The organism is Oceanicaulis sp. UBA2681 (assembly GCF_002354675.1).
In the GTDB taxonomy this organism is placed as follows: domain Bacteria; phylum Pseudomonadota; class Alphaproteobacteria; order Caulobacterales; family Maricaulaceae; genus Oceanicaulis; species Oceanicaulis alexandrii.
This window is the reverse complement of record NZ_DEMB01000012.1, coordinates 54,532-80,754: the sequence shown is the minus strand read 5'-3', so window position 1 is coordinate 80,754 and position 26,223 is coordinate 54,532. Positions and strand designations below refer to the sequence as shown.

The window sequence follows — 26,223 nt, the reverse complement described above, 5'->3', positions numbered from 1 at the left end:
CAGACATGAAAAAGAAGGCATTGATCACCGGCGTAACGGGCCAGGACGGGGCTTATCTCGCCGACCTCCTACTGGAAAAGCAGTATGAGGTCCATGGCGTGAAGCGGCGCTCCTCCTCGTTCAACACCGAGCGTGTCGATCATCTTTATGTCGACCCCCATGAGGAGCACACCGACTTCCTCATGCATTACGGGGATCTCACCGACTCCACCAACCTCATCCGGCTCATCCAGGACGTTCAGCCAGACGAGATCTATAATCTCGCTGCTCAGTCGCATGTCGCGGTCAGCTTCGAAACGCCGGAATACACCGCAAATGCCGATGCTGTCGGCGCACTGAGAATCCTCGAAGCCATTCGGATCCTGCGTCTTGAAGAGAAGACCCGCTTCTATCAGGCCTCGACCTCTGAACTCTATGGCAAGGTCAAGGAAACGCCGCAAACCGAAAACACGCCCTTCCATCCTCGAAGCCCTTATGGCGTGGCGAAGCTCTACGGCTACTGGATCACGGTCAATTACCGCGAAGCCTACGGCATGCATGCCTCGAACGGGATTCTCTTCAATCATGAGGGCCCGACGCGCGGCGAAACGTTCGTGACGCGCAAGATCACCCGCGCGGTCGCTGCGATCCATCACGGCCGCCAGAAGAAGCTATATCTCGGCAATCTCGATGCCAAGCGCGACTGGGGGCATGCGCGCGATTATGTCGAGGGGATGTGGCGCATCCTTCAGCAGGACGAGCCGGACGACTACGTGCTGGCTACCGGCGAGATGCACAGCGTACGCGAGTTCGTCGAGCTGGCCTTTGCCGAGACCGGTGTGGAGATCGCCTGGAAGGGTGAGGGCGTCGAAGAAAAAGGCTTCTGCGCGAAGACCGGCCGTGAAATTGTGGCGGTCGATCCACGCTATCACCGTCCGGCTGAGGTCGACCTGCTGCTCGGTGATCCCGCAAAAGCGCGCGAAAAACTCGACTGGAAACACACGACCAGCTTTACCGAGCTCGTGAAGGAGATGGTCGCAAGTGACCTCAAAACCATCGTGAACGAGGCCATTTACCGGCGCAATCACGCCGCGGAGTAGGCCCCTTGACCTATGACCTTGCAGGTAAGCGCATCTATGTTACCGGCCATCGCGGCATGGTCGGCTCAGCGCTGGTGCGCCGCCTTAAAGAGGAAAATCCGGCTGAGATCGTGACTGTCGGGCGTGAAGAGGTCGATCTTATCGACCAGGTGGCGGTCAATGTCTGGATGGCGCAGGCCAAACCCGACGCGGTGTTCGTGCCGGCCGCCAAGGTCGGTGGAATCCTCGCCAACGACACCTATCCGGCCGACTTCCTTTACGACAATCTCATGATAGCGGCGAACGTCATCCATGCGGCCTATCATGTCGGCGTGGAAAAGCTGCTCTTCCTCGGCTCGTCGTGCATCTATCCAAAGCATGCCGATCAACCGATCACCGAGGATGCGCTCTTTACCGGACCGCTCGAGCCTACAAATGAGTGGTATGCGATCGCGAAGATCGCCGGGATCAAGCTCTGCCAGGCCTATCGCAAGCAGCATGGGGTTGATTTCATCTCCGCCATGCCAACCAATCTCTACGGGCCGGGGGACAATTTCGACCTTGAAAAATCCCATGTTATCCCGGCGCTGATCCGGAAAGCCCATGAGGCCAAGGTGTCCGGCGCGAAGAACATGGAAATCTGGGGCTCGGGCACGCCGCGGCGGGAATTCCTGCATGTCGATGACTGCGCCGATGCTCTGGTGCATCTCATGACGGTCTATTCTGACCATGAGCACGTGAATGTCGGCTCCGGCGAGGATTTGCCGATCGAGGAACTTGCGCGGCTCGTGATGAAGGTGGTCGGGTTCGATGGCGGGCTGACGAAGGATACCAGCAAGCCGGACGGAACCCCGAGGAAATTGATGAGCGCAGAGAAGATCCGCGCGCTTGGATGGAAGCCGTCGATCTCGTTCGAGGAAGGATTGGAAGAAGCTTACGCTTGGTACCTGGCCAACACAGAAACGGCGCGAGGAATGGCGTGATGCTGCAAAATCTCAATCCCTGTGCTGCGTTTGAGAAAGCGGCGTTCGTTCATTTCCCGTGCCCGTCCGAGCAGTGCCGGTTTGATCGGCCTCGAGGGCTCGAAAGGCGATGAAACGAGACGGCGCTCACCCCGCCTGCGCCGTGGTGTTCGGAGGCGCGGGCTTCATAGGTACGCATTTGGTCCAGCGCCTTCGCCAGCAGGGTGTCGAGAAGGTTGTCAGCGTCGATATTGCCGAGCCTGAAAAGCCCGTCTCAGGGGTGGACTACATATTCGCCGACGTACGCTCTCAGATCCCCCTTGATATGGTGGATCAGGCGCCGTCCATATATGATCTTTCGGCAGTTCATCGTACCCCGGGGCATCCGGATCGCGACTATTACGAGACGAATGTCGCTGGCGCGCTCAACATCGCCGAGTTCGCACGAAAAACCGGAGCAACCTCGATCGTGTTCACGAGTTCCATCGCGGTTTACGGGCCGAGCGAAGAGCTCAAGAGTGAAGATAGCGTACCCCGGCCGATTTCCGCTTACGGCTGGTCAAAACTCCTGGCGGAGAACGTTTATCGACAGTGGTCCGAAGGCGCACGAGCCCAGCTTGTTATCGTCCGCCCTGCCGTTGTCTTCGGGAAAGGTGAAAACGGGAACTTTACCCGCCTCGCCGGCGCGCTCGAAAAGCGAATGTTTGTCTATCCAGGCCGAACCGACACGGTCAAATCTTGCGGCTATGTCGGCGAGCTGCTTCGGTCGATGGAGTTCGTTCTAGGCTTGGGAGAGCAGTATGCGCTTTATAATTTCTGCTATCCCGAGCGCTCGACGATCAGTGAAATTTGCAAGGCCCTCGAAGAGGTCGCAGGGCTACCAAGACCTGTGGGCGCCATACCCATGGGTTTGCTGAATTTGGCCGCGATGCCTTTTGAGGCGGCCAGTTCACTTGGTTTAAGAAACCCGATCAATCGCGAACGCATAGCAAAGCTCGTTACCTCGACGAACATAAAGCCAGGCTATCTTTCTACTCACAGCTATCATTTTGAAACCGACCTTCGCGCAGGCCTTGCCCTCTGGGAGAAAGACGCAGGGGGGTTCCGATGACGGTGAAGGGTTTGGGCTTAGTCTCTACGGAATGCGGGACGTCAACGTCGACCGCGGACGAGCGCATCGAAATTCTCGGCGTTCCAGTCAGCCTTGTCGACATGAATGCCGTGGTCGACGCTATCATTCAAAAGCCGAACACGGATGGCGCGGGGATGGTTTTCGTCCGTGAGGTGGCAAGCCTGATGCTCGCGGCCGATGACGATCTGCTCAGAGGGCTGCACCATCAGGCATTCCTGGTCGTTCCCGATGGAATGCCGCTCGTATGGATTGGACGACTTCGAGGCCACGGCGATCGTATCGGGCGCGTGGCCGGGGCCGACCTTCTAGATGAAATTTGCCGAGCCACGCTCGAGACCGGTCAGAGCCATTATTTCTTTGGTGGCAAGCCCGGTGTCGCCGAGAATCTAGCGCGACGTCTGTGCGATCGTCATCGGGGGCTCAATGTGGTGGGTTCCTACTGCCCTCCCATGCGAGAAATAGACCACGGTTTCGAACTGACCGGCGAAGCGCTGGACGAAGTGGAGAGGGTCCGGCATTTGAAACCGGACTTCGTGTGGGTTGGCATCTCCAGCCCGAAGCAGGAGTTCTGGATGGCCAAGGCGGCGCCGGCCATCGGCCGGGGTGTCTTTTTGGGCGTCGGGGCCGCATTCGATTTTCATTCCGGCGCCGTTAAACGCGCGCCGCGCTGGATGCAGCGCAGCGGGCTGGAGTGGCTACACCGACTGGCGAGCGACCCGCGCCGTCTGTGGCGCCGATACCTGGTTTTGGCGCCGCAGTTTGCGTTTCGAGCGTTTTTTGAAGATTACAAGCGATGATCTATAAGCAAGTCTCGTGCGGCGAAGAGCGGGCGACCATCGCAGTGGTGATGGCATGTTACAATCGCCGGGAGAAGACGCTTCGGGCGTTAAGGTCACTTCAACGGCAGAGCGCCGACCGTATTAATCTTCGTTTCGTGATTCTGGACGATGCCAGCACCGACGGAACGGCGGAAGCCGTTCGTCGCCTGTATCCCGACACGATCATTGTTAAGGGAACCGGATCGCTATTCTGGGGCGGCGGCATGCACCTCGCCATGAAGCGTGCGATCGAATTGAGCCCGGACTTCCTGCTCATGATGAACGATGACTGCGAACTTTTTGAAGGGGCAATCGATACGGCTCTAGCCGATTACCAGGCTGTGCGTTCCGAGACCGATGACGAAGGGCATGTTGTCGTTGGTGCGATGATCGCGCCTGGCACAGGAGAATTGACCTATTCCGGTTTTCGGCGAGTAAGCCGCTGGCGCCCGTCGAAGCTGGAACGGGTCGTGCCGGTCGGCGCGCCGAAGCCGGCCGATACGATGAACGGAAATTTTGTGCTTGTCCCAGAGGCGGTCTATCGGGCTCTGGGGCCGGTGGATAAAGTGTTTGTCCATCAGCTCGGGGATATCGACTACGGATATCGGGCGACCGCCTTTGGCTTTCGCATATGGATCGCCAGGAAGGCTTTGGGAGAATGTGCGGCCAACGAGAACCACCGCGCACGGCTAAGGGGGCTTTCTCTGCACGAGCGGTGGAAACGGCTGAATTCGCCGCTCGGCCTGCCTTTTCGCCCTTGGCTTTCTTTCATGTGGCGGCATGGCGGGGTGCTGGGCTTGCTTCAGCTACCGATCGTCTATGTTCGGTACATTCAACGGCAATCGTAAAGTAGCTACGCTAGATTTTGTAATTGGCAGGTGATGGGTTCAGTTAGGCATTATGTTTCTCTCTCAAAGCATTAAGCGGGCGTTCAGGGCCTGTGGCGTTTCGATCGATCGCTTCCACCCCTATCGCCATGAGATGTTAGCGATCCAGCGCGCGTGCGAGCGGGCTCGCGTTGAGTTGATCCTTGACATCGGCGCAAACGATGGGGGTTTCGTTCGAGAACTGTCAGAGACGGGAATCCTCGTCGATTTTCTTTCGGTCGAGCCGACGAGCGCTGCGCATGAAAAACTTGCGAATTGGGCCGGACGAAACCCTCGCTGGCACGTCGCTCCTCCCGTGTGCATTGGCAGTAAACAGGGAGAGGCGAAAATAAACATTGCTGCGAATAGCGTGAGCTCTTCAATTCTGCCGATTGCTCAGCGATCTGTCGAGGCCAATAAGGAAACCGCATACATTGGGACCGAGACAGTCGAAATGATCTCGATTGATAGATTGGTTAAAAATTATCACAGTTTAACAGCAGGAAAGAATCTCATGCTTAAAATAGATACACAGGGATTTGAGCGCGATGTTTTGGATGGTATCAGCTCATCTATGAATCGTATTAAAGTAATTTACCTAGAGCTTTCTCTTACTGAGGTTTACGAAGGCTCTCCGTTTGCGGATGAGCTTATAAAATATATAAGAAATTTGAGTTATGATTGCATAGGGCTATTCCCAGGATTCACTAATACCTCTAGCTATGAGATGTTACAAGTTAACGGCCTATTTATCCGAAAATAATTTGCAAATATAAGAAAGATTTTTAAATAAAGGCGCAGCTTAAATGGTCGAGGATCCCAATAAAAAAAGCTTATCTGTTAATTCATCAGCCATTTTTTCAGCCGCTATAGGCAATACGCTTTTCGGTATAATATTGGCATTATTTCAAATCATCATTGTGGCGGTTCAATCGCGAGTACTCGAGCCCTCTGACTTTGGAGTATTTGCATTGGCCAACACATTTCTTGTAATCGTGATGCACATATCGCAAAGAGGCCTCGTCACGGCGATGGTAACCGATTCCAAATTCAGAGAAGAAAGGATTCACTTATGGTATTCTTCATGCATTTTATTGTCATTAATTTCAATAATATTGATTTCGTTGATATCAGCAATCATTTTTTCTCTATCGGATAGTGCAGGGCAAAAATCTAGCGCTGCTATTCTATGTTTTATGTCGCTTCCCCTGCTCACCCAGATCATGATGTCGCCAGCACTAGCCGCGCGCCAAAGAAAAATGGCGTTTCTTTCTATTAATCTAGTTGCTTTATTTGGTATGGCAGTGGGTAATGGCTTGATCGGCATATCCTTTGCCTTAATGGGGTTTGGTCCCTGGAGTCTCGCGTTTGGAGCTGCTGTTAATGCCTGCATCGCTTGCTTCATATATACTTTCCTTGAAAGAGAGAGTGTAGGCTTTAAAATAAAGAATAGTGAGCTGCTTAAACTAATTGGAGATGCAGCTAGCTTTAATGGCCTCAGGGTTCTAGATATAGCTTGGCTACAGCTACCTGTTATATTTTTTGGCTTTAGTCAGCCTATGTCAGTTGTGGGATTGTACCATCGCGCTCAGATGCTGGCAGATTTAGCTATTCAGACGTCGGTATGGAGAGTAAGTAGCGTTTTATATGCAAGCAAATCTCAAAGTATTTTAAAGGGCCGTGTAAACGCGTCTGAATATTTTTCTGATACGATGGTCCTAGCGACCCTATCCGCACCAATATCAGTGTTCCTTTTTGTCGCTCGCGAGTCCATCGTCATTACCCTTTTGGGTGCAGATTGGATCGGAACGGCGGACATTTTCGGTTGGCTGTCGATTGGGTTTGGAGCTGCCACTTTGATGCACGCTGCGGGGATTGCATTCGAACATGCGCGCATCATGCGGCCCCGTTACTTAACAGCCTCATTGCAACTTTTTGCGGTTTCAGTTCTTTTGTTTTTCGTTGTCTTTTTTGAAATCCAGGAAAGAATATGGATTCTTGCCATGCCCGCACTCTGCTCCATAGCACTTGGGTTTGTTGTGATTAATATATTCATTTGCCGACAAATTGACTTTTCGATAAAAGATTTTATAATCTTGCGACCAGGCATTATCTGGTCTTTGTCAACGGGTGCGGGTGCCTGGGCTGGCAAGATATTCTCAAACTCGTTCGAGATTCATTCGCAATTTTCTATATTGGGAATTCAGCTCGGTCTAGCCGCTGTCGCTAATTTGATCGTATTGAGATTAGTTGTCTCAATGCCCGAGTTCTCTGCTTTTGCAGACTTTCTTGAACAGCGGTTCCCACTTATTTGGCGAGCAACACGTATTCTGCATGGCCGTGTCGAACAGCGAGGCAATTAATGACTGCGCGGTATGTCGTTCCGAAGGTCCAAGGGCGAGGCGCAGGCCTCGGGAATGAACTTTTTGTTTGGGGGAAGGCTTTTATCGCGGCGCAATTGCTGTCCTACAAGGCATTGCACCCGGCCTGGGGCCTAAATAAGCGTGGATATCGGCGTTATTTTCGAACGCCGCAATACGATTGGCTTATTCACAAAGCGTTAGTAGAAGCATTTCCCTCTATTGAAGTGACTGAGAGCGACTACCGCTCTGCTGGCTGCGATTTTAGTAAGTCAATTATCGCTTTGGATCAAACTTGGGCGCTCTCCAAAAGGAAAGTGTTCGCACTGTCCGTCTCGGGGATGTGGGGTGGGTTTCATGCTATCGAACCCGCGAGGGAATTTCTCAGAGGTCAGCTTTTGAACACACGAAGCACAATGGGCAACCTTTTTCGTCTCGAAACCGCATTCCCAAAGGATAATGTTCGGGTAGGTGTCCATGTTAGAAGAGGAGACTTTTCTGTACTTCAACAGGGTGATAACTATCAGTCAAAATTTAATGTAGCGATTCCTTTGGAGTGGTACAAAACAGTTATATCAAAAATAAATAAAAGCTTTTCCGGTCGCGTCACGTTCTTCATCTCTACTGATGCCCCCATAGAAGAAATCAAATCCATATTTGAAGGCTGTCAGTTTATTGATTCTAGCCATCTTCCAATGAACGATATTTCTGATTTGCTAGCGCTATCACAATGCGACCTTACCATATGTTCTGTTTCAAGTTACTCATTATGGGCTGCCTTTTTTTCGACTGGACGATACATTTGGTTCGAGCCAAATCTTTTCGATCACGGAAGTTGTGCGTCTATTTGGGGGAATGAATTTAACCAGCAAATTAGCTGTTCGCCCACATGGTCTGCGCTTCATCAGGTTTCCAGTTTGCTTGAGGGTGGGTTTTCACTTTCTCCTCGCGGTGTACCAGTAGATTTCGACGGGAACGTACCGAAGGACATATTTGACTACTTGGAAACCTGCTTTTCTAGACGTCGACGAGAGACCGACCTTATCAGGTATGGGGTTGTCCCGGTCAGTGCCGATAAGAATTCTAGGAAGAATTAATTCAGATGAGGGTCTTATTGGCAGGGCCGTTCGAAACTGAAGCTCTCAGGAGCACGCTCTCGCTACGACTTGGAGATGCTCCTCCTGGATCCGTTCAAACGCCAATTGTACCGCTCGCCGCTTCACTACGCCAAAAGGGCCTTCGCCTTGAGTTGGTTACTCTGGACCCGTCAATCGATAAGATCCAAAAGTTCGATGAGGATGGGGTTTTGGTAACATACGTGCCTATGCGCGGGGCACCCCGACACCGCGCCAGAGTCCGATCGCTCGATTTCTTTGCAAAGGAGATAGCCGGGCTGAGTTTGATCATGAGGGAAAGTTCGGCGGACATTATACACGCTCACTGGACGTACGAATACGCGGAGGCGGCGGTACGCACGCCACGCCCTCATTTAGTGACAATGCACGATAGCGGGTGGCACGTGCTCTGGTTCTTTCGAAATTTTTATCGGCTGATCCGGCTCATGATGATGTTGCGGGTGATGCCACGAGCCCAGCGAATGACTGCGGTGTCCCCCTATATCGCTTCCTTAGCGCGATTCCACGGTCATTTCCGTAACGTCGCCGTAATCCCGAACGGGGTTCATCTGCCTGGTAAGGTTCCAATCCCAAGGGGGTGGCCGGCGGAGAATCCGGTTTTGGTGGCTGTAGGCGATCAGGGCCGTCTCAAGAACATCCAGGCGGCTCTCGAAGCATTTAAGGAGATAAGGTGCTCAATGCAGGGAGCCGAATTGCACTTATTTGGGCCGCAGTTGGATAGTGAGCGTTTGGGCCGACTCCCCGGGGTTATCGGACACGGGGCCGTATCTCACGATCGATTGATGCAATTTCTGTCCGAACGCGCTTCGCTCCTCATACATCCTTCCCTAGAAGAAACTTTTGGTGTCATCATTGCAGAAGCGAAGGCACGCGGTATCCCATGTGTCGCGGGGGAGCGATCGGGTGGCGTACCTTTTACTTGCGGCGTAGACGGGGGGTGTGAACTCGTTGATGTGCGCTCGCCAGGCGCCATCAGCCGGGCCACCATTGAGATTCTTATGGATAGAAAGCGATATGAGAAGATGTCACGAGCTGCCCGGTTAGACGCCGAGTCTAGGTTTGATATTGTAAAGGCAACGGATCAGTATATTGCGCTTTATCATCGAATTTTGACCGATTACAGATGATGGTGCTGAGGTCTCCCTACCCGCATTTCGATTCGCAGGAACTCTGGATCATCGCAACGGTCTGGCTCGCCTTGCTTGGCGTCATCGCCAAGGAGGTCGTCGGACATTCCACCATCGCCTTTATTGGCTCGTATAATTTTACATGGGCAGAGCCAGCCCTTGCAGCGGCAATTGGCGCAGTTGTCACTTCTCTTGCAAGCCGGCCGCCGAGGAGCAATTTGGCCTCCGTCGCAGCGATCATTTTCGGCGCTTTGAGTGTTTTCGGCTTCCTGCGAGGGCTGTTGCTGGACCCGTTTCAGTCTTTCTTTTCTCTTAGAGGTTCGGGAGTGTTCGCGGCTACTTTTCTGCTCGTTGCATTCGTGCCGAGCAGTCCGCGGCTCGTGTCCGCAACTTCGAGGGCCGTCGGTATCGCCGCCGCCGTCCTATGCCTGTTAGTGCTCCTGAGATTAATTTTCGGGATCTCTTTGTTTTTCCAGATTTCCCCCGATCCGTTTATCGGATTCAACGACGGTGAACGGCCGCTTTCGGCGCCTGGCGCGCTCACGATTGGCGCTGCTGCGACCCTGCTGCTGTCACGGGCTCTGCGGGTGGCCGGCCGGGGGATGTCTCGGAGCCTGTTGATGTTCCTCTTGGCGCTGATTTGTCTCGTCCTGTCGGGACAGAGGACTGCGATCGTGGCTGGGATGGCGGGAATTCTGATCGTCTTGACGCTGGAAGCAGGGCCCGAGCGACAGCTGCGCTTCCTCGCCGGGCTGTGCGTGGTGATTGGCCTGACGTCAGCGGGATGGGCGCTGTCCGTTGCCGGTGCGGACCTGACGAGCCTGACGAGCGTTCTGCCCGATGCGGTCGCCCGAGCGCTGGAAAGGGGCGAGGGCAATCTGAATACCCGGCAACTGGTCTGGAGCGCCTTGGTCGAGGATATTCCGCACTGGTCGACTGTTGACCAACTGGTCGGCCTGCCCGCCGGCACGCGGCCGGCCATCTTGATTGCTGCGAAGAGAGCGTATTGGGAGCATAGCATGCACAGCATGTATTTCGGCGCGATCCCGATGGTCGGCTTCGCCGGACTTTTTGCTTGGTTGGCGTCCACTGCCTGGATCGCGAGCAAAGGGATCGCGCTCGCCATCAAGTCACGCTCACCAATGGGTGTTTCGCCGGCGGTGGCCGCAGCCTTGTCGATCATGCTGGCCATATTCGCCTACAGCTATGAGCTCCGGGATGCGCATGGCGTATTTCTCATGCTGGCAGCTGGCGGAATTTATTGCGCTCGGTTGTCACCAAGGTCCGTGAAAGCTTCAGAGCGTCATCGCAACGAATTGAATCGGTAGAGGTGGATTCTCATTTCGCGCGAACTCTGATTTAGACTGCCTACGGGAACAGAAGGCCGACGGATATGTCTGAGGCATCAACTTCCGATCTTCGCAGCCGCGTTGTCACGGCTGACCTGCTTCACGTTTGTTGCGACCGGTTTCCACTTTAAATCTATCACTTAGGTGTTGAAAAGCGTTAGAGAACGATTGCGTACAGCGCGGAAGAATGAGCTACTCCATTACACAGTTTCCAGCGTTTTTAATATACTCTGAGCTCATGCTGATCGGGTTAATTAGGCTGGCGTGTGTGCCAGTAGATCATGGTGGGCAGCCGCCCACCATGAGCGGTGTAGTCTCTGGTGATTGTAGAAGTGGATCCAGCGACCCAAGTCGATCTTGACCTGCGAACCGGTCTCCCAAGCGTGCATATAGATGGGTGTCAGGTCCATGAACTGCATTAGGCGCAGCACGCCTTGAAGTTGACCAGATGACCTTTATTGCGCAGATGTCAGCTCATATGGCGCACGCCATAGAATGGCGTCTCCAGGATCTGCTTGTCGATCAACCGCATCAGCATCAGGTTCTCATCACTCTCGCCCTTGGGCGTGTAACAGAACGAGGATCGTGTGATCGCGAGCAGGCCGCATTGTAGGCCGATCAAGAGCGTAAAGGTGATCAGGGTCGATCATCGTCCGCTTCACGCCCCACCCTAAGGCTTGAGCTTTCTCTACAATAATTCATTGGCGACCGCCAGCTCGCCGATCTTGGCGTGAAGCGCCTGGAGCTGCGCCTCGTCCACGTCAGGCTTGCGCCGCGATCCTCTCTTGAGCGCGCCCGACACGCCGTACAGAAGCGCGCGCACCCATTGGTGAATCATCGTGGGATGAACCCTGAACCGACTCGCGAGCTCGATTGCGGTCTGTTCGCCCTTCAACACTTCAAGCGCCACCTAGGCCTTGGACTTCGGCGGATGCTGCTTGCGTTTCGACATCTGCGATCTCTTCGTCGTCGAAGATCAGCAGAGCCCATATCGTAGCTTCCGTCAGCGTCCGAATTCCGGGGAGTAGCTCAGTCCGCCCCATCACCCCGCTCTGGATCACCTCTTAACGCCCTTTCAGCGCCACTAGCGAATCGCGCTGCCATCTTTTCGATAGAGTAAGCTTTCAATGCCTCCGAGGCACCGCGGATCAAGGCAGCTCGATGTTGTTCATTGTCTAGTAGATCAACGACCGCGCGAGCATATTCTGAAGTGCTCTGGGAGTCATGGACGACCACGCCGTTTACTCCGTCGGTGAGATATTCGAATTCAGGAGAGTGGTAGGGCAAGTCGGTTGTGACAATCGGTACCCCGTAGGCGAAGCTATCGAGTACAGCCAGCCCAACCAAGCCTGGCATGAGCCATACCTTAGCGGTGAGAACGAGTTCCGTCTTTTCGATGCCGAATTTAGGGCCCGCATGGTGGATCCAAGGATAAGCGGCTGCAGCTTCCGCCACAAGCCCCGCGTCTGGTCCGCTGCCAATCACCAGTAATTGGAAGTCCGGAACACTTGCCCGTATAACCTTCGCTGCTTCAATCAGGAACGGGATCCGTTTTTCCTTGTATATACCGCCCACATAAACAGCGACGTTCCGGCTGCCCCTAAGCATGTCCGCCCGAAGGCTTTCGCGCACTTGGGAAGGAACCGCATTGATTTCCGACTTGATTGCATTGAGGTCGATGGAGTTATTGACGACGGTGATAAACTCTTTGGGGAAGCCGTTTTGCTCTACAATCGAGGCGCACCCATCGGTATAGGTGAACCACCATTGAACAGTGTTCGACCATCGACGTTTCCAGGCCTCAGCTAACGGCTTTTTCCCGGCGGCCTGAAAGTTCTTGCCGTGCCCGAAAAACGCAACAGGCCGTTTTCGTAGCCTTCCCAGAATGATCGCAGCATAATTAGCAATTAGCCGGTTTTCCTGACCGATTACGAGAAGGTCCACATCTTTGGTCCGGTCGAGATACGATTGTAAGATAATTTCTTTACCCAATATACGAAGCTGCTTGCTCGGGATCTTTTCCGCCCAGTCCAACTCCACCGTATCGCCTTTTTCAGCTGCAGTTCCTTTGGGATCGCTATAGAGCAAGCGATACTTTATGCCCGCCTCTTCCAGATTCTCTTTCACCAATTCGTGGAACCTGACACGGTAATGGGTCAGGATGTGGGTGACGAAGGCTACACTTTTCATAGCTAGGAGATTTCATCTGACTTTAGGGACGGCGCAGCGCGCTTGATGAGAAGGATGCTATGCGCATGCTTATTAGTCTCTTACTGCCTAGAAGAGCGAAAATCGAGGCGATGAGCGGTTCATCTTTGACTGTCGGAGGAGTGGCTAATGGCGGAACATGTCTGTAACAGCGGTGCGTCGATGTAACCGCATGAAAGTCCTGTTGCTTCACAATTCCTATCAGCAGCGCGGCGGGGAAGATGCCGTGGTGAAGGCGGAGGCTACACTCTTAAGGGAAGCCGGCGTATCGCTCGATGTCGATCTCGTGTCCAACCATCAGATCCAGAGCGTCGGCGACAAGCTTCGTGCTGGCCTTGGCGTCGTGGCCAATCGAGATCAGGCCGAACGTGTAAGACGTTTGGTCGCTGATCGCGGCTACGACGTCGTCCATATCCATAACTTCTTTCCGCTGCTTTCTCCGGCCGTCCATGAGGCCGCGCACGAGGCGGGAGCGGCGGTGGTCCAAACTCTGCACAATTTCAGACTCGTTTGTGCTGGCGCCCTTCTGCTCAGGAACGGCGCTGTTTGCGAGAAATGCCTGGGCGGGTCTTCCGCTTGGGGTGTTGTTCATGGTTGCTATCGCAATTCCAGGATTCAGTCTCTGGCCGTTGCCGCTATGATCGAAACCAGTCGCCGGGGCGGAGTCTGGAAGGAAAGAGTGAACCGCTTCATCGCCTTGACCGAGTTCGGCCGGCAGAAGTTCATCGACGCCGGGCTCACCGCCGACAAGATCGCTGTTAAACCGAACTTCAAGGTGCGTCACGAACATGCGGTAAAGGCCGTGCCTCTAAGGTCCGGTGCGCTCTTTGTGGGGCGCCTGAGCGCCGAAAAGGGGGTTGATGTCCTGCTCGACGCTTGGAAGCGCTTGCCGGATATTCCGCTGACAATAATTGGAGACGGTCCGGCACGCGGATCGTTGCAGAAAAGTGCGCTCCCGAACGTCAGTTTTTTGGGCGCGGCGGAGCCTGCGCAGGTTCAGACTGAAATGAAGCGCGCAGCGCTACTGGTAATGCCGTCGGTATGCTACGAGACCTTCGGCATGACGATAATTGAGGCGTATAGCGCAGGATTGCCCGTGCTCGCGTCTGATCTTGGTGCGATGGCAGAGATTGTTGAGCCAAGACGCACGGGTTGGTTATTCGCACCAGGCGACGCCGATGAACTCGCGCGAACAGCCAGATCCTTATTCAATGACCCTGCTCGTTTGGAGCAAGCTGGATCGAACGCGCTTCTAAATTATGAGCGAAATTATACGCCTGAGATCAATCTGCGCCAGCTTCTCGATATCTACGAGAAAGCTACCGAGGATCGTCGCTTGCAAGCTGCATGTCCTGATTAGCGATTAGGACCGACCGACGCTAGCGTACTCGAACCCGGCCCCGCGCCTTGCCGGCGACGGCTGGCGAGCGGCAGGGCGCGGCGGCCCGCGTCTTCGCCCCGCAGCGCGGGCTCGCGATCATCGGCCCGGTATTGAGCTTGTGAGATTCGGCCATCAGTCGGGCCTCTACTGGCGCGTGCGCTTTCTCACTTTTAGCCGGCGCGAGTTCCTGGCGATCGGCGTCACCGCTCTCGATCGGTTTCACCGTTTCAGCGGGCTGGTAGCCAACCGTTTGATGGCCGCCGGCTTGGACAATCACACGCTCCATTGTGATTTTCAGCTGGCTGCACTCGCGGCGCTTGTCGAGGGCGGCAAGCTGATCGAGATAGGCCTTCGACAGGCGCTGGGCGTGTTTGAGGCTCACTTCGCGCCCTGCGAACGCCTGGCCTTCAGCCATGGCGCGGCGATAACACTCCATCGCCGCGTTATAAGTTGCCACCATCTGAGTGGCGAGCATGCCTTCGGCTTCGTTCCGCGGAGCCAGGCCCTGAATGCATCGATCGCCGACTAGGCCTCGACTTTCAGCTCGTGTTCGGTTTTCCAACTCGGCCGCCAGAGTGCGTTCATGGTTTGGCGCAAGAGGACCAGTTGTAAAATTACAGCCTTCGACCCACTGATCGCGTTGCCGACGGTGCGCTCATTACCGATCAGTGTCACCGGGGGCCGCGTATCGCTGCTGGAAGGCTTCTTCGATCCCGCCATCGGCCAGACTCCCGCTACTCCTCAAAGGGATATATGAAGCAATGGCAGGGTATGCACGCCATCAAGTACTACTGTGCTTGGGGTTGACCCTCATCTTCATCGCCCCTCCCCCCTTGGAGCAGGGCCACGCCCTACAAATGGCGTTATCAAGCGTCCAGTCTCTGGGCTGTCGACGGTGTGCTCCATAGCCCATGCCACGAAAAGCAAGGACGCCATCCAATACCGGCGTTCTGGGCGGGAAGTGTCTGCTGATCTCGTAGTTTGCAAGACTCTCTGGAACAGGCGGTCGCGCGTTCTTATCGGTAGCCGCGCTTGAAAACCCAGCATAAGCGTGTAGACACTTAAGCGGGGTTCATGTGCAGGTTGAACTGCATCACGGACATGAGGGACCAGACCGTCATGATGTTGTTGCGCGCGTTTATCATCTTGTCGTCGTTGGTCGCGATTGCGGCCTGCGCCACCACGTCAACACCCAGCCGCGGCCCAGAGCCTGGTCCTGTTCTAGCAGCGGGAACCGAGCCCAGCTTGCCCCCCGCCTACACGCTGGGATCCGGGGATCAATTGCGCATTATCGTCTTCGGTGAAGAGAACCTCTCAGGCGAGTTTTTCATCGATGGGGCCGGCATGGTGTCGCTGCCGCTGGTCGGAGAAGTGCCCGCCGCCGGCAAAACGGTCGCCGCCTTCCGCGCGGAGCTCGAAAGCCGCCTGTCCGACGGCTATCTCAACGATCCCAGGGTGAGCGCGGAAGTGCTCAACTATCGCCCCTTCTATATTCTCGGCGAAGTCGAGGAGTCCGGCGAATATCCCTATACGGACGGTCTGACCGTCATGAACGCTGTCGCACGCGCCGGCGGCTTCACGTATCGCGCCAATACACGCGTCGTGTTCCTAAAGCGCGCCGAGACCAATGCTGAAGTTGAGCTGCCTCTAACCGCCACTTTGCGTGTCATGCCAGGCGATACGATCCGGATCGCAGAGCGCTTCTTCTAAGGGTTCAAGGCAGGCGCGAGAATGCCCCGCTCTCTCTGGACGGTCGGCCCAATCCTGCTGATTATTGGCCTTGCCGCCCTGGCGCAGGGCGCCGACCAGCCATCTTCCGCACTGCTGTTTTCAGCCCTGCTGTCAGCTGGGTGCGCCTTGATCCTCGCATGGCCCGGAGCGCGCATCAGCGTCTTCGGCGCCGCCTGGCTTGCCGGCGGCGTCGGCCTTTTCCTGATAGGAACGCTGAAAGGGTGGGCGTCTACCGGCGCGGGCGAATATTCATCGCTCATTGCGGGCGCAGGTGTTTTTCTGGCGTCGCGAAACGCGTCACTCAAGCCGGAAGCCGCGCAAGAGACCGTTTCCATCCTAATGGGGATGGGCGCGTTGATAGGCTTCGCCGTCTTCATCGATTTCTTCATCGATCCACGAACCCTGTTCGGGTTTGAACGGCCCTACCATCACAGCCGGTTGTCCGCGCCCTTCTTGTCGGCGAATACCGCAGCAACTTTCTATGGCATGTTCGCACTTCTGGCGCTGACGGCCATCATGGCGACGCTCAAGCGCGGCGGACGCTTTGACAAGAGGGTTCAGCGCCTGGCCCTGCCCGTAGGTTCATTGCTCATTTGCGCCACATGTCTATTTCTGTCCGGATCCCGGGCTGGGATCAGCCTTTTCATGATTACGGCGCTGAGCCTTTTGGCGTGGGATCGCGCCGCCGCATGGCGCGTCAATACAAGTCAGAAAAACGCACACAATCGTATTCCAGCCCCAAAGGGACTTTGGGGCCTCGTCACTGGGCCAGGCGCTTTCATCGTGCTCGGGCTTGTTCTCTTCGGGATATCCGGCGGTCTTTACGCTGAGCGGATTGAGCAAAGCGGATTTCTCATGGGTGACGACCCCCGAGGCGTGATGTTTGCAAAATATATAGACGCGATCTGGTTCTCTCCTCTTTGGGGGGCAGGGCTGGGCGGTTTCGCGTTTGTTAATGATTTCCTGGCGACAGCCCCTGACGCCAGAACAATCACTAGCCAGAACGCCGCCCATAACGTCGCTTTCCAATGGCTCCTGCAAACAGGGCTCCCGGCGAGCCTCCTTGCGCTCGCGCTCACCGGCGCCCTCTTACGCCGTATAATGAGGGGCCTCTCAACTCGTCGCAGCCAGCGCTCACTCCTGCGGGCGTGTTTCATCATTGCTGTGTTCGTATTCGCCCATGGCATGGTCGATTACGCGCTTGAGATCCCGGCCGTCTTTTGGCTGTTTTCCTTTATCCTGGGGCTCGGCGTTGGCGTGGCCGATGGCGGACGATCAAAGCGCAATCAGGGCGCGCCTTCTCTCGCCCTCAAGGCTGGCGTCACCCTGGCGCTTCTCGCCTGCGCCGGTTTCAGTTTGTACGCCGGCGTGGATCGCAACTCGGCCTTGGGCATTGCTTCATCGAGCGACGAAGCGTTTTCGACGAAGTTTTCCAGTGAAGCTGACTTGAAAGGCTCCGCGACACGCCTTGAGGCGATCGGAGACCGGGCGCTCAGACTTGACGCACCCGACCTGGCGCTCGCGCGTGCAGCATTCCGCTCAAGCCTGGATGTTGAGCCGCGCAGTGCGAAGACATGGGCGAAACTCGCTTATGTGAATTATGCCATCATTCCGATCATCGCCGGAGAGACGGAAGAGGCGCTGCGCCAATCTTATTATCTCATGCCCTACGCCGACAGACGCTTTATTGAGTGGCGGCTTGGGTTCGTTGCGAGCGCCTGGGCCAGCATGCCGGCAGATCTGCGAGACGCCGCCGAGCGCGAAGCGCGCACTTTGCCTGTTCGGGCCGAAGCGCGGTGGCGGCGACGCGTTGGTCTTCCAGACTGATCTGAGCGACATCAAGCCAGCATCAGCTCTCAATTTGGTTCGCGCCCTGCTTGTGTTGCGCACCCGCAACATCTACTCAGACGCGTTCAAAACCATAGAAAAGAGACTCGAAATTTTCAGCTATGACTGGTAACGTTGTGCTAATGAATTTTCACCAATCGACTTAGCGATTGAGGGGCCAAGTATGAAACATAAATTTTTCAATGGCGTATCGCCAATCCTTGGCGCAATCGCTTTGGGTTCGTTTGCACTTTTTGCTGCTCCTGCTGCCGCTTCAGCGCTTCAAGCGACTCAACCCGCCGGTGGCGAAACCCAGCCGAGCGTTGATGCTAGCACCTTGGCCGGGATTGTTCAGGCGGCCATTGACGCCCTGCCTGCCGATGCGACTGAAGAGCAGATCGAGGCTGCGATCGCGCTGGCCGTCGCCAACTCTGGTGCTGACGCGACAGTCACGGCGCAAGCCATGGTCATCGTCGCCACCAACAATGCAACCAACCCGTCTGTTGTGATTGCGGCGACCAATGTTGCGACCAACCCGCCGAGCACCAGCGGCAATGGCGTTACAGCTGGCGGCGCACCGGGCGGCGGCAATGACAATGCAGGCGCTCCGCCTCCTTCTGGCGGCGGAAGCGGCGGCAACTCGGATTACTGATCCGAGCCAAATTGACGCGTAAAATTGGGCGGGGTGATCATCGCCCCGCCTTTTTCATGACAAATGACCGGCCTGTAGCGCCTGGTGGGGGATTAACCATGATGTTCAAAGCGGCAAGTCTCGCCTTAATCACCGTCGCCGGGTTCTCGCCGTTGGCGATGGCCCAGACCAGCGGCGCCGAGAGCATGTTCGAGCGCGATCGCAATGTCAGCGTTCTGCAGCGTCCGCGCCCCGATTACGATGCAGGCGGCATTCAGAACGGCGCCTTACTGATCTATCCCGAACTGGTGCTGGGGCTTGAGTTCACCGACAACGTCTTCGCAACGTCCGGCAATGAAGAATCTGATATCATCGGCGTTATCACGCCGGGTCTGACCTTTGACACCACATGGTCGCGCCACTCAGTTTCTGGCGATGTTTCAGCGACCCGCCGCGAGCATTTCGACTTTTCAGATGAAAGCGTCTGGAACTTCACGGCAGGCGCAGGCGGCCAGCTGGACATCACGCGGGAGACTAACGTAACCGCCGGCGCGCGGTACTCGGCCCTCACCGAACCTCGGACCTCCGCAGGCGCGGCGGGACAGGCTGCAGAACCCATCGAGTACGACACCTGGTCGACCTATCTGGGCGCTGAGCGCGCCGCTGGCCGGATCAAGGCTCAGGCGCGGGTGGACTTTAACGTCTTTGATTACGATGATGCGCCACTGTTTGGCGGCGGCGTCGCCGATCAGGATTTCCGCGACCGTGAAGAGTATATCCTGTCTGCGCGTGGCGATTACGCGGTCAGTCCGGACACGGCTATTTTTGGCCGCTTGCGGTATAATGACCGCAGCTACGACCTGTCTCCGCCTACCGTCGCTTTGCTGCGCGATTCTGAAGGCTACACCTTCGATGTCGGCGCAGATTTTGATCTGAATGGCGTTGCGCGGGGTGTGATTGGTCTTGGCTATACCGAGCAGGATTACGAGAGCGCCGCCTTGCCCGACATTGACGGGCTGAGCGTTGAGGGGACGATTGAATGGTTCCCGACCCAGCTGACCACAGTTACCGTCAACGCATCCCGCGCCGTCCAGGACTCCGCGGTCGCAGGATCCGGCGGCTATTTTGCGACCAGCGCTGGCGTTAGCGTGGACCACGAACTGCGCCGCAATATCATTATCTCGGCCGGGGTCGCCCTCAGCGAAGATGATTATTCGGGCATTGACCGCACCGATGAGCGGCTCAACATTTCGGGCGGCGTCACCTATTTCCTGAACCGGACGGCCGGTGTGCGCGCCAGCTACAGCTATGTGGATCAGGACTCCTCCGGCGCCGCGGGCAACCAGGACTATTCCAAGAACGTGATTGGCCTGAGCCTCGTTCTGCGCCGTTAATCGGTTCCGTCCGTTACTCCCTTATAGAACTGGCCCGCCTCATGCATAATGAGGTGGGTCGTCCTTTGCCGGAACACCTGTGTCATGTCTGAAACAGCCGCAAGCAGTCAAACACCTCAAAACGATGATCTGATTGATCTTCGTGAACTCATCGCTGTGTTTCGCAGGCGGTTCTGGACCCTGGTCGCAACAGGATTTTTGACGTTTGTCGTTGTGGTGTTGTTCACCTTGCAGGCGACGCCGCTTTATACCGCCTCATCAAGCGTTGTTCTCAATGTGCGCCAGTCGCAAGTGGTGGATATCGAAGCGGTGCTTTCTGGCATGCCGCCCGACTCAGCGATGGTGGACACTGAAGTTGAAGTCCTGCGCAGCCGGGCTCTAGCGGAAACGGTTGTCGACCGCCTGCAATTGGTGAACGTCCCTGAATTTAACAGCAGTCTTCGAGAGCCAAGCGGACTTGGGGCTCTGATTGGAGGCCTAAAATCCTTCCTGCGCGGTTTCTTGCCAGGCCCGACGGCCACGTCCCTAACAGAAGAAGAACGCCAGCAGCGCATACGGGAATCGGCCGTTTCAGCCCTTATGGGAGCACGCGCCATGCGCCGCGTCGGCCTGACTTATGTGATCGAAATTTCTGCGACCTCTGAAACGCCGAGCCTCGCCCGTGATATCGCCAACACCTATGCTGACGCTTATCTCACGTCTCAGCTTGAGGCCAAGTTTGAAGCCACTGAGCGCGCGAATGAATGGCTGAATGAACGCGTTGAGCTGCTGCGTGAAGAAGTCCAAGCTCGCGAACAGGCCGTAGCGCGTTTCCGAGATGAGGCCGGGCTTATCAATGCCGAAGGCGCGACAGTTGCTGAACAACAAGTCGCCGATCTCAACAGCCAGCTTGCCATACAGCGCGCTGAACTCTCTGAAGCGCGCGCTCGCCTTGATGCTGTCCGAAGCCAGCTTGAGCGTGGCGTCGCGTCTGACACCATCGCCGAAGTCTTGTCATCAGACGTTATTCGCGAACTGCGTCGTCAACAGGCCGAAGTGGCGCGCCGCCAGGCGGATTTGAGCGGGCGATATGGTCCCCGCCACCCCGAGATCCTGACGGTTGAGCGTGAACTGGCGGATATCAATTCCCAAATTGACGCCGAAATCGATCGCATTGTCGCCAGCCTTGAAAACGAAGTGAATGTGTCCGCCCAGCGCGTGCGCTCACTCCAGGGCAGCCTTCAAGATGCGCGCGGAGAGCTCTCAGTCAATAATAGCGCCATTGTCCAGCTGCGGGCGCTGGAGCGTGAAGCCGAGGCCAGCCGCGCGCTTTTTGAGAGCTTCCTGAATCGCTTTCGTCAGACCAATGAAACTGAAGGCCTGACGGAAGCAGACGCCCGTGTGGTGGCCCAAGCTTCTACGCCTCAAACCCCAAGTTCCCCCAACGTCATGCTCAATCTGGCTTTAGGGATCGTTCTGGCCGGCATTGCAGGGGTTGGCGTCGTCTTCGCGCTCGAAATTCTTGATAGCGGCATACACACAGACGCTGATATCGAGAAGCAATTCGGCTTGGCGCATATCGCCTCTGTCCCGCGCCTGAAAGTGGGATTGGCGGACCGGATCAGCGGTAAAACCATTGATCCAGGCGAGTATGTGCTCGCCAAGCCTTTGTCGAGTTTCTCTGAGAGTTTCCGCACCATACGCTCAGCTATCCGGATCAGCGGTATCGACAATCAAAACATTGTCGTTGCGATCACCTCCGCTGTGCCTGGCGATGGCAAGACCACAACTGCGCTGTGCCTTGGGCGCGTTTCGGCGATGGCGGGGTCTCGCAGCATTGTTGTTGATTGCGATCTTCGGCGCCGGCTATTGACTGAAGCGCTCCATCCCGATGCCGAGGAAGGCTTGCTTGAGGTCCTGTCTGGTACGGCAAACCTTGATGACGTCATCGTAAGCGACGCGGACACAGGTCTCGACGTTTTGCCGGTTGCGCAAACAACATTCACACCGCGCGATGTCTTTGGCTCATCCGCTTTTGAAGCGCTGCTTGATCAGCTGCGTCAGCGCTATGATCAGGTCATTCTTGATACCGCCCCTGTTCTGGCGGTGGCGGATACGCGCGCGATCGTCTCAAGGGCTGACGGGGTTCTGGTCGCCGTGCGCTGGAAGAAAAGCTCGACCGGCGTGGTGCGTAAGGCCATCCACGAAATCGAAGCCTCCAAGGCCAATATCCTCGGCGTTGTCCTCAATAATGTCGATCTGGAAGCTCAAGCGCGTTACGGCTATGATCAGGGCGGTTATTATTATCGCTCGTATCAAAAATACTATTCAGATTGACCCGGCGCAGTCTGAGAAGGTCATAGACACAAGATGAAGTCATTCATCGATCTGTTCCGACGCAAACGGTCCTATGGGCCGCCCGACCGTACGGTTTACGCGATTGGCGACATCCATGGCCGCAAAGACCTGCTTGAGCGTCTTGTTCCCAGAATAAAAGACCACGCAGGCCACTCAGATTATGAGTTGGTCTTTTTAGGCGATTATATTGATCGTGGTCCTGATTCTGCAGGCGTGGTGGACTATCTCATCCATTCAGACACACTGTCTGGGATTGATTGCACCTATCTGAAAGGCAATCACGAAGCCACATTGCTTGAGTTTTTGGACACGCCTGAAGTCGGCGCGTCCTGGAGCACTTATGGAGGGTTTGAAACCCTCCTCTCTTATGGCGTCCAGGATGTGAGGCTCAGCAAGGAGGAGGCTGCGTGGGCGAAAACCGCAAAGGCATTATCTGAGAAGCTTCCAGCTTCTCATCTCGCCTTTTACCGATCGCTCTCGAGCTTTGCGATCCGTGGTGATTACTTCTTTGTGCACGCTGGCATAGATCCCGATAAAGCCATAGACCAACAGACTGATGCAGAGTTTCTCTGGATCCGGGATCCGTTTTTGAACGATGCGCGCCAGCTCGATTACATGATCGTTCATGGGCACACGCCCCAGTCTGAACCCAGCAAGGACAAAAGACGGATCGGTCTGGATACGGGCGCCTACCAGACAGGCGTTCTGACAGCCGCGGCCATCAGCGCTACAGGCGTCGAGTTCATTTCAACGCGCTGAGCCTCATCAGCGATCAGCCTGCTGTATAAGACGTGGAAGAAGCCCCCAGCGGATCATTTGAGACCGTGGACCATTCAAGCAGACTCGGACCCGTCTGAAGCGCGCGCCACTCATACCGGGTTTGCCCCACCGTAAGGATATGAGGCGACACGCTATCGAGCACATAATCTCCCGCCTCAAGGCGCAAGATCAGGACAGCGTGCAAACCCGTGCCTGGTGACCAGGCTGTCGCCATGCGCATTTGGTCAGCAGGCGCGCCTGCCTCCAGAAGCGCTGCACGCTTTTCAAGCGCGAAGTCTTCACAATCCCCGTACGTGACGCCTTCCGATCGGATGGGCAGAACCCAACGTTCTTCCATGTTCCAGGTCAGAGCATCGCTTCGATAGGAGATCGCTGTGTTGATCGCAGCATTCACCACATGCGCCATGGCGAGCAATTGCTCATCAGAATACTCTTGTTCAGAAACCGCATCAGACGCCGGTGACACCCCCTCCAACACAGTTAGCGAAGACTTGCTCATGTCTTTCGCGTTCGATGCCGTATCATCGTCGACAAGACCGCAAGCCTGACGGTTTTCCATACAGAACGCGAACGCGCCCATTGGGGGCGCTGTCACCTGATGGGTCACAAGGTGAGGCGCACCGGGCGTGGTGGCCGAGCAAGCGGTCAACCACAGACCTGCCAAGGCAAGGCCAAGAAGAGACAAAAGGGTGGGTCGGGACCGTTGCTCATTCTGAGTGGACACGTCTGTTCTCCTGCGTGCTTCTGCGCACGAGGAGGCTGGCGTTTTAACTTATAAAATTCGGACTATTTACTTGCTTAATATAAATTTACCCTAACGCTTTATTTATTTTACTTGAGGGTAACCTTAACACAACCTAAATCCAAACCTTCGTCTAAATCATTGTCAAAAATGGAGTTTTTCTCGCTCTCACGAGATTTTGTCAAATGCGGGGGCGGCTCAGGCCCGCAGCATCGTCCAAGTATAGTGGTTAGCCTGTGTTTATAGATAATGACGCATTAACCCAGAGCCCGTGTCTCTGGCGCCGATGAGCCGACATTGCGAGCGCCCTGAAGGCAGAAGCTTCATCGCCCTGTGTGAGAGACAGTCGCAGCGTCACTGCCGAAGGCACCCTCATGCCTTGCGCTTCAACTTGCGCATTTTGCAACTATTGCGCTCGCGATTTCCGCTCGCTTTCTTTACACTGCAACGCAGCAATGGGGGCCTTGATGCGAGTATTAGTCGTTGGCGGCGCGGGCTATATCGGTTCGCATATCTGTAAAGCGCTCGCTGAAAGGGGCGACACGCCAATCGTCCTCGACAACTTGTCTCGCGGTCATCGCCACGCAGTGAAATGGGGACCTCTGATCGAGCAAGATGTGCGCAATGTCAGCGCCGTGACACAGGCGATGTCAGACCAGGGCATCGACGCCGTCATGCACTTCGCCGCCAATATCGAGGTTGGTGAAGGCCAACGTGAGCCGCTGGCGTTCTGGGATAACAATGTCGCTGGGGTCGTTGCACTGCTCAAGGCCATGGAGCGCTCGGATGTGCGCCATCTGGTCTTCTCCTCCACCTGCGCCGTCTATGGCGAGCCGCAAGCATTGCCTATAACGGAAAGAGAGCCGCGCACACCCGTCAACGTCTATGGCCAGACCAAGCACGTTGTCGAACTGATGCTTGAAGATGTCTCTTCCATAGGAGCGCTCAAATACGCTGCGTTACGCTATTTCAACGCGGCTGGCGCGAGCCCGGATGGAGAGATCGGCGAAGAGCATGACCCGGAAACCCATCTGGTGCCCAACGCGCTCAAGGCCGCGGCCGGTCTGGGCGGCCCCATGCACCTGTTCGGCGATGATTACGATACGCCCGATGGCACCTGCGTTCGCGATTATATCCATGTGATGGATCTCGCCCAAGCCCATCTCCAGGCGCTTGATCGTTTGCGGGAGGGTTCTGCATCGTTTGCCTGCAATCTGGGAACTGGGACCGGTATCTCCGTCAAAGAAATCCTCGACGCCGTCGAGGCGGTCACCGGCAATCCGGTTCCCCACACGATCTCTCCCCGCAGGGTGGGAGACGCCGCGCAACTGGTCTCAGACACTTGCCTAGCCCGTGATCTGCTGAACTTTACACCCACCTATTCGGACGCCAAAACGATCATTGAACACGCCTGGGCGTTCCATGCGCCCCGGTGGGAGTCGAAGGTCTGATCACCAGACGTTAAATCCCAGCGTTCAACTCATGCGAACGCCACCACGAGCTACAATTATCTTACAGGCCATGCGCTTTCGAAATCTCCCGGCAAAGCAAACAGGCTAGAAACACGTTTTGCCCGCATAGAACCTGCTCGTTCGGTTCATGGTGGCGAGCGCGCCTAGGCGCCGGTAAGGCGTCTGATGCTGGCTTGTTTGAGCACGGCATGAAGCTCGTCACAGTGCGCGATGGCGTAAAGCCAGCCCGGCTGACCGCGCCCTGACTTGAGCAGCACCGCAAGAAGATCTTGCCTATCACAAGGCGTGTCTGGGCCCGCCTCACGATCAGGATCAACGCTAAGTGCAACTTGCTGATTTGAGTGCATCAGCTGATCGATCATGGCGCGTCTACTCCCGCTAACGAGCTCGTCCATACGCCTAGCACGAGAAACTTGACGAGTTCCTAGCGTTTCCAAAAGTCGACGCAGGGGCCCAAGGCTTTAGACGCGGCAGCTTGCGAGGGCAGCTGATCGCAAAGCTATGACATCTTTAGATAGTTTTCTTTGTCAGGACTTGTTTCGAGCGTGCTGCAAGCACTGATCTCTCGCGAGAGAGCCCCTGTCGGCGCGACTTCGTCAATAAACAGATCAAACCCGCTGCTTACAGCGAACTGATCACTGGCTCGCAGGCTCGGGTGTTTATCCAGCGGGCCCGCGTGACACGCATCTTTATGTCCGTCGTCAAGACCGTGACATGACCATCCCCTGAGCCAACTCGGCGGTAGAGAGCTTGGGCATTTCTTCTATCAGGATCCGGTCGGCTTTTGTGAGATCAGCATCCTCGGCCCGTCCCAGCGGCGATAGGGAAGCAAGCAGCTCCGGTTTGATGTCGTCTGAGCGTCGGGCAACAACAGCACCAAACCGCTCCCCATCCAGAAACGCGCCGCTCATC

General features: G+C 55.8%; 25 protein-coding genes. 18 read left to right on the top strand and 7 right to left on the bottom strand.

Annotated features, from left to right (window positions below):
* The first annotated feature begins 5 nt into the window (after window positions 1–5).
* The 10 genes from gmd (at window position 6) to B3M53_RS09830 (ending at window position 10,787) form a co-directional block, all read left to right on the top strand.
* Window positions 6–1,079, top strand: coding sequence for a GDP-mannose 4,6-dehydratase (gmd, locus tag B3M53_RS09870; RefSeq protein WP_286800287.1), 1,074 nt, complete (start codon window positions 6–8; stop codon window positions 1,077–1,079).
* Window positions 1,080–1,084: 5 nt separating this feature from the next.
* The gene (gene fcl, locus B3M53_RS09865) at window positions 1,085–2,041 is read left to right on the top strand and encodes a GDP-L-fucose synthase (RefSeq protein ID WP_286800286.1); all 957 of its coding nucleotides are present in this window, start codon (window positions 1,085–1,087) and stop codon (window positions 2,039–2,041) included.
* A gap of 109 nt (window positions 2,042–2,150) precedes the next feature.
* On the top strand, window positions 2,151–3,131 hold the full coding sequence (locus B3M53_RS09860) for an NAD-dependent epimerase/dehydratase family protein (RefSeq protein WP_286800285.1): 981 nt from the start codon (window positions 2,151–2,153) through the stop codon (window positions 3,129–3,131).
* The gene (locus tag B3M53_RS09855) at window positions 3,128–3,949 is read left to right on the top strand and encodes a WecB/TagA/CpsF family glycosyltransferase (protein WP_286800283.1); all 822 of its coding nucleotides are present in this window, start codon (window positions 3,128–3,130) and stop codon (window positions 3,947–3,949) included. The genes B3M53_RS09860 and B3M53_RS09855 overlap by 4 nt, the downstream gene beginning before the upstream one ends.
* A complete protein-coding gene (locus B3M53_RS09850) occupies window positions 3,946–4,818 on the top strand; it encodes a glycosyltransferase family 2 protein (protein WP_286800282.1) in 873 nt (290 codons plus the stop codon). Before B3M53_RS09855 ends, B3M53_RS09850 begins: the two co-directional genes overlap by 4 nt.
* A gap of 52 nt (window positions 4,819–4,870) precedes the next feature.
* Entirely contained in the window at window positions 4,871–5,599 is a 729-nt protein-coding gene (locus B3M53_RS09845; RefSeq protein ID WP_286800281.1) for an FkbM family methyltransferase, read from the top strand.
* A 43-nt stretch (window positions 5,600–5,642) separates the two neighbouring features.
* Window positions 5,643–7,199, top strand: coding sequence for an oligosaccharide flippase family protein (locus B3M53_RS09840; RefSeq protein WP_286800280.1), 1,557 nt, complete (start codon window positions 5,643–5,645; stop codon window positions 7,197–7,199).
* Window positions 7,199–8,293 carry an alpha-1,2-fucosyltransferase gene (locus B3M53_RS09835; RefSeq protein ID WP_286800279.1) on the top strand — a complete coding sequence of 365 codons (1,095 nt, stop codon included), beginning with the start codon at window positions 7,199–7,201 and terminating at the stop codon, window positions 8,291–8,293. The genes B3M53_RS09840 and B3M53_RS09835 overlap by 1 nt, the downstream gene beginning before the upstream one ends.
* A 5-nt stretch (window positions 8,294–8,298) precedes the next feature.
* Entirely contained in the window at window positions 8,299–9,459 is a 1,161-nt protein-coding gene (locus B3M53_RS14740; RefSeq protein WP_414690717.1) for a glycosyltransferase family 4 protein, read from the top strand.
* Entirely contained in the window at window positions 9,456–10,787 is a 1,332-nt protein-coding gene (locus tag B3M53_RS09830) for a hypothetical protein (RefSeq protein ID WP_286800278.1), read from the top strand. Before B3M53_RS14740 ends, B3M53_RS09830 begins: the two co-directional genes overlap by 4 nt.
* 490 nt (window positions 10,788–11,277) lie before the next feature.
* Here B3M53_RS09830 and B3M53_RS09825 read toward each other — a convergent pair whose 3' ends face one another.
* The 3 genes from B3M53_RS09825 to B3M53_RS09815 form a co-directional block, all read right to left on the bottom strand.
* Window positions 11,278–11,430, bottom strand: a complete 153-nt coding sequence (locus B3M53_RS09825; protein WP_286800277.1) for a hypothetical protein — start codon at window positions 11,428–11,430, stop codon at window positions 11,278–11,280.
* A gap of 66 nt (window positions 11,431–11,496) precedes the next feature.
* Window positions 11,497–11,646 carry a hypothetical protein gene (locus tag B3M53_RS09820; RefSeq protein WP_286800276.1) on the bottom strand — a complete coding sequence of 50 codons (150 nt, stop codon included), beginning with the start codon at window positions 11,644–11,646 and terminating at the stop codon, window positions 11,497–11,499.
* A gap of 191 nt (window positions 11,647–11,837) precedes the next feature.
* A complete protein-coding gene (locus B3M53_RS09815; protein ID WP_286800275.1) occupies window positions 11,838–12,998 on the bottom strand; it encodes a glycosyltransferase family 4 protein in 1,161 nt (386 codons plus the stop codon).
* A gap of 190 nt (window positions 12,999–13,188) precedes the next feature.
* Here B3M53_RS09815 and B3M53_RS09810 point away from each other — a divergent pair, with 190 nt between their 5' ends.
* Window positions 13,189–14,376 carry a glycosyltransferase family 4 protein gene (locus B3M53_RS09810; protein WP_349678836.1) on the top strand — a complete coding sequence of 396 codons (1,188 nt, stop codon included), beginning with the start codon at window positions 13,189–13,191 and terminating at the stop codon, window positions 14,374–14,376.
* Between the two features lie 19 nt (window positions 14,377–14,395).
* Here the strand turns inward: B3M53_RS09810 and B3M53_RS09805 are convergent, their stop codons facing one another.
* Window positions 14,396–14,872, bottom strand: coding sequence for a hypothetical protein (locus B3M53_RS09805; RefSeq protein ID WP_286800272.1), 477 nt, complete (start codon window positions 14,870–14,872; stop codon window positions 14,396–14,398).
* A gap of 770 nt (window positions 14,873–15,642) precedes the next feature.
* Here B3M53_RS09805 and B3M53_RS09800 point away from each other — a divergent pair.
* The 6 genes from B3M53_RS09800 to B3M53_RS09775 all read left to right on the top strand — a co-directional run bounded on the left by B3M53_RS09800 (window position 15,643) and on the right by B3M53_RS09775 (window position 23,076).
* Window positions 15,643–16,107, top strand: coding sequence for a polysaccharide biosynthesis/export family protein (locus tag B3M53_RS09800; RefSeq protein WP_286800271.1), 465 nt, complete (start codon window positions 15,643–15,645; stop codon window positions 16,105–16,107).
* A 537-nt stretch (window positions 16,108–16,644) separates the two neighbouring features.
* Window positions 16,645–17,955: an O-antigen ligase family protein gene (locus B3M53_RS09795; protein WP_286800270.1), complete on the top strand. Its 1,311-nt coding sequence runs from the start codon at window positions 16,645–16,647 to the stop codon at window positions 17,953–17,955.
* A gap of 184 nt (window positions 17,956–18,139) precedes the next feature.
* Entirely contained in the window at window positions 18,140–18,607 is a 468-nt protein-coding gene (locus B3M53_RS09790; protein WP_286800269.1) for a hypothetical protein, read from the top strand.
* A 98-nt stretch (window positions 18,608–18,705) separates the two neighbouring features.
* Window positions 18,706–19,980, top strand: coding sequence for an outer membrane beta-barrel protein (locus B3M53_RS09785; protein ID WP_160093015.1), 1,275 nt, complete (start codon window positions 18,706–18,708; stop codon window positions 19,978–19,980).
* An 84-nt stretch (window positions 19,981–20,064) separates the two neighbouring features.
* Window positions 20,065–22,296 carry a polysaccharide biosynthesis tyrosine autokinase gene (locus B3M53_RS09780; protein ID WP_286800268.1) on the top strand — a complete coding sequence of 744 codons (2,232 nt, stop codon included), beginning with the start codon at window positions 20,065–20,067 and terminating at the stop codon, window positions 22,294–22,296.
* 33 nt (window positions 22,297–22,329) lie between these two features.
* Window positions 22,330–23,076 carry a metallophosphoesterase family protein gene (locus tag B3M53_RS09775; RefSeq protein WP_286800267.1) on the top strand — a complete coding sequence of 249 codons (747 nt, stop codon included), beginning with the start codon at window positions 22,330–22,332 and terminating at the stop codon, window positions 23,074–23,076.
* A 13-nt stretch (window positions 23,077–23,089) separates the two neighbouring features.
* Here the strand turns inward: B3M53_RS09775 and B3M53_RS09770 are convergent, their stop codons facing one another.
* Window positions 23,090–23,596 (bottom strand): transglutaminase-like cysteine peptidase, encoded by a 507-nt coding sequence (locus tag B3M53_RS09770; RefSeq protein WP_286800266.1) that lies wholly within the window; start codon window positions 23,594–23,596, stop codon window positions 23,090–23,092.
* A 710-nt stretch (window positions 23,597–24,306) separates the two neighbouring features.
* Between B3M53_RS09770 and galE the strand changes: the two genes are divergently transcribed.
* On the top strand, window positions 24,307–25,290 hold the full coding sequence (gene galE / locus B3M53_RS09765; protein ID WP_273143978.1) for a UDP-glucose 4-epimerase GalE: 984 nt from the start codon (window positions 24,307–24,309) through the stop codon (window positions 25,288–25,290).
* Window positions 25,291–25,454: 164 nt separating this feature from the next.
* Here the strand turns inward: galE and B3M53_RS09760 are convergent, their stop codons facing one another.
* Together B3M53_RS09760 and B3M53_RS09755 are read right to left on the bottom strand one after the other, a co-directional pair.
* Entirely contained in the window at window positions 25,455–25,673 is a 219-nt protein-coding gene (locus tag B3M53_RS09760; protein WP_286800262.1) for a hypothetical protein, read from the bottom strand.
* A 339-nt stretch (window positions 25,674–26,012) separates the two neighbouring features.
* Window positions 26,013–26,223 (bottom strand): hypothetical protein (locus B3M53_RS09755; RefSeq protein ID WP_286800261.1); only part of this gene is annotated, 211 nt, incomplete at its 5' end.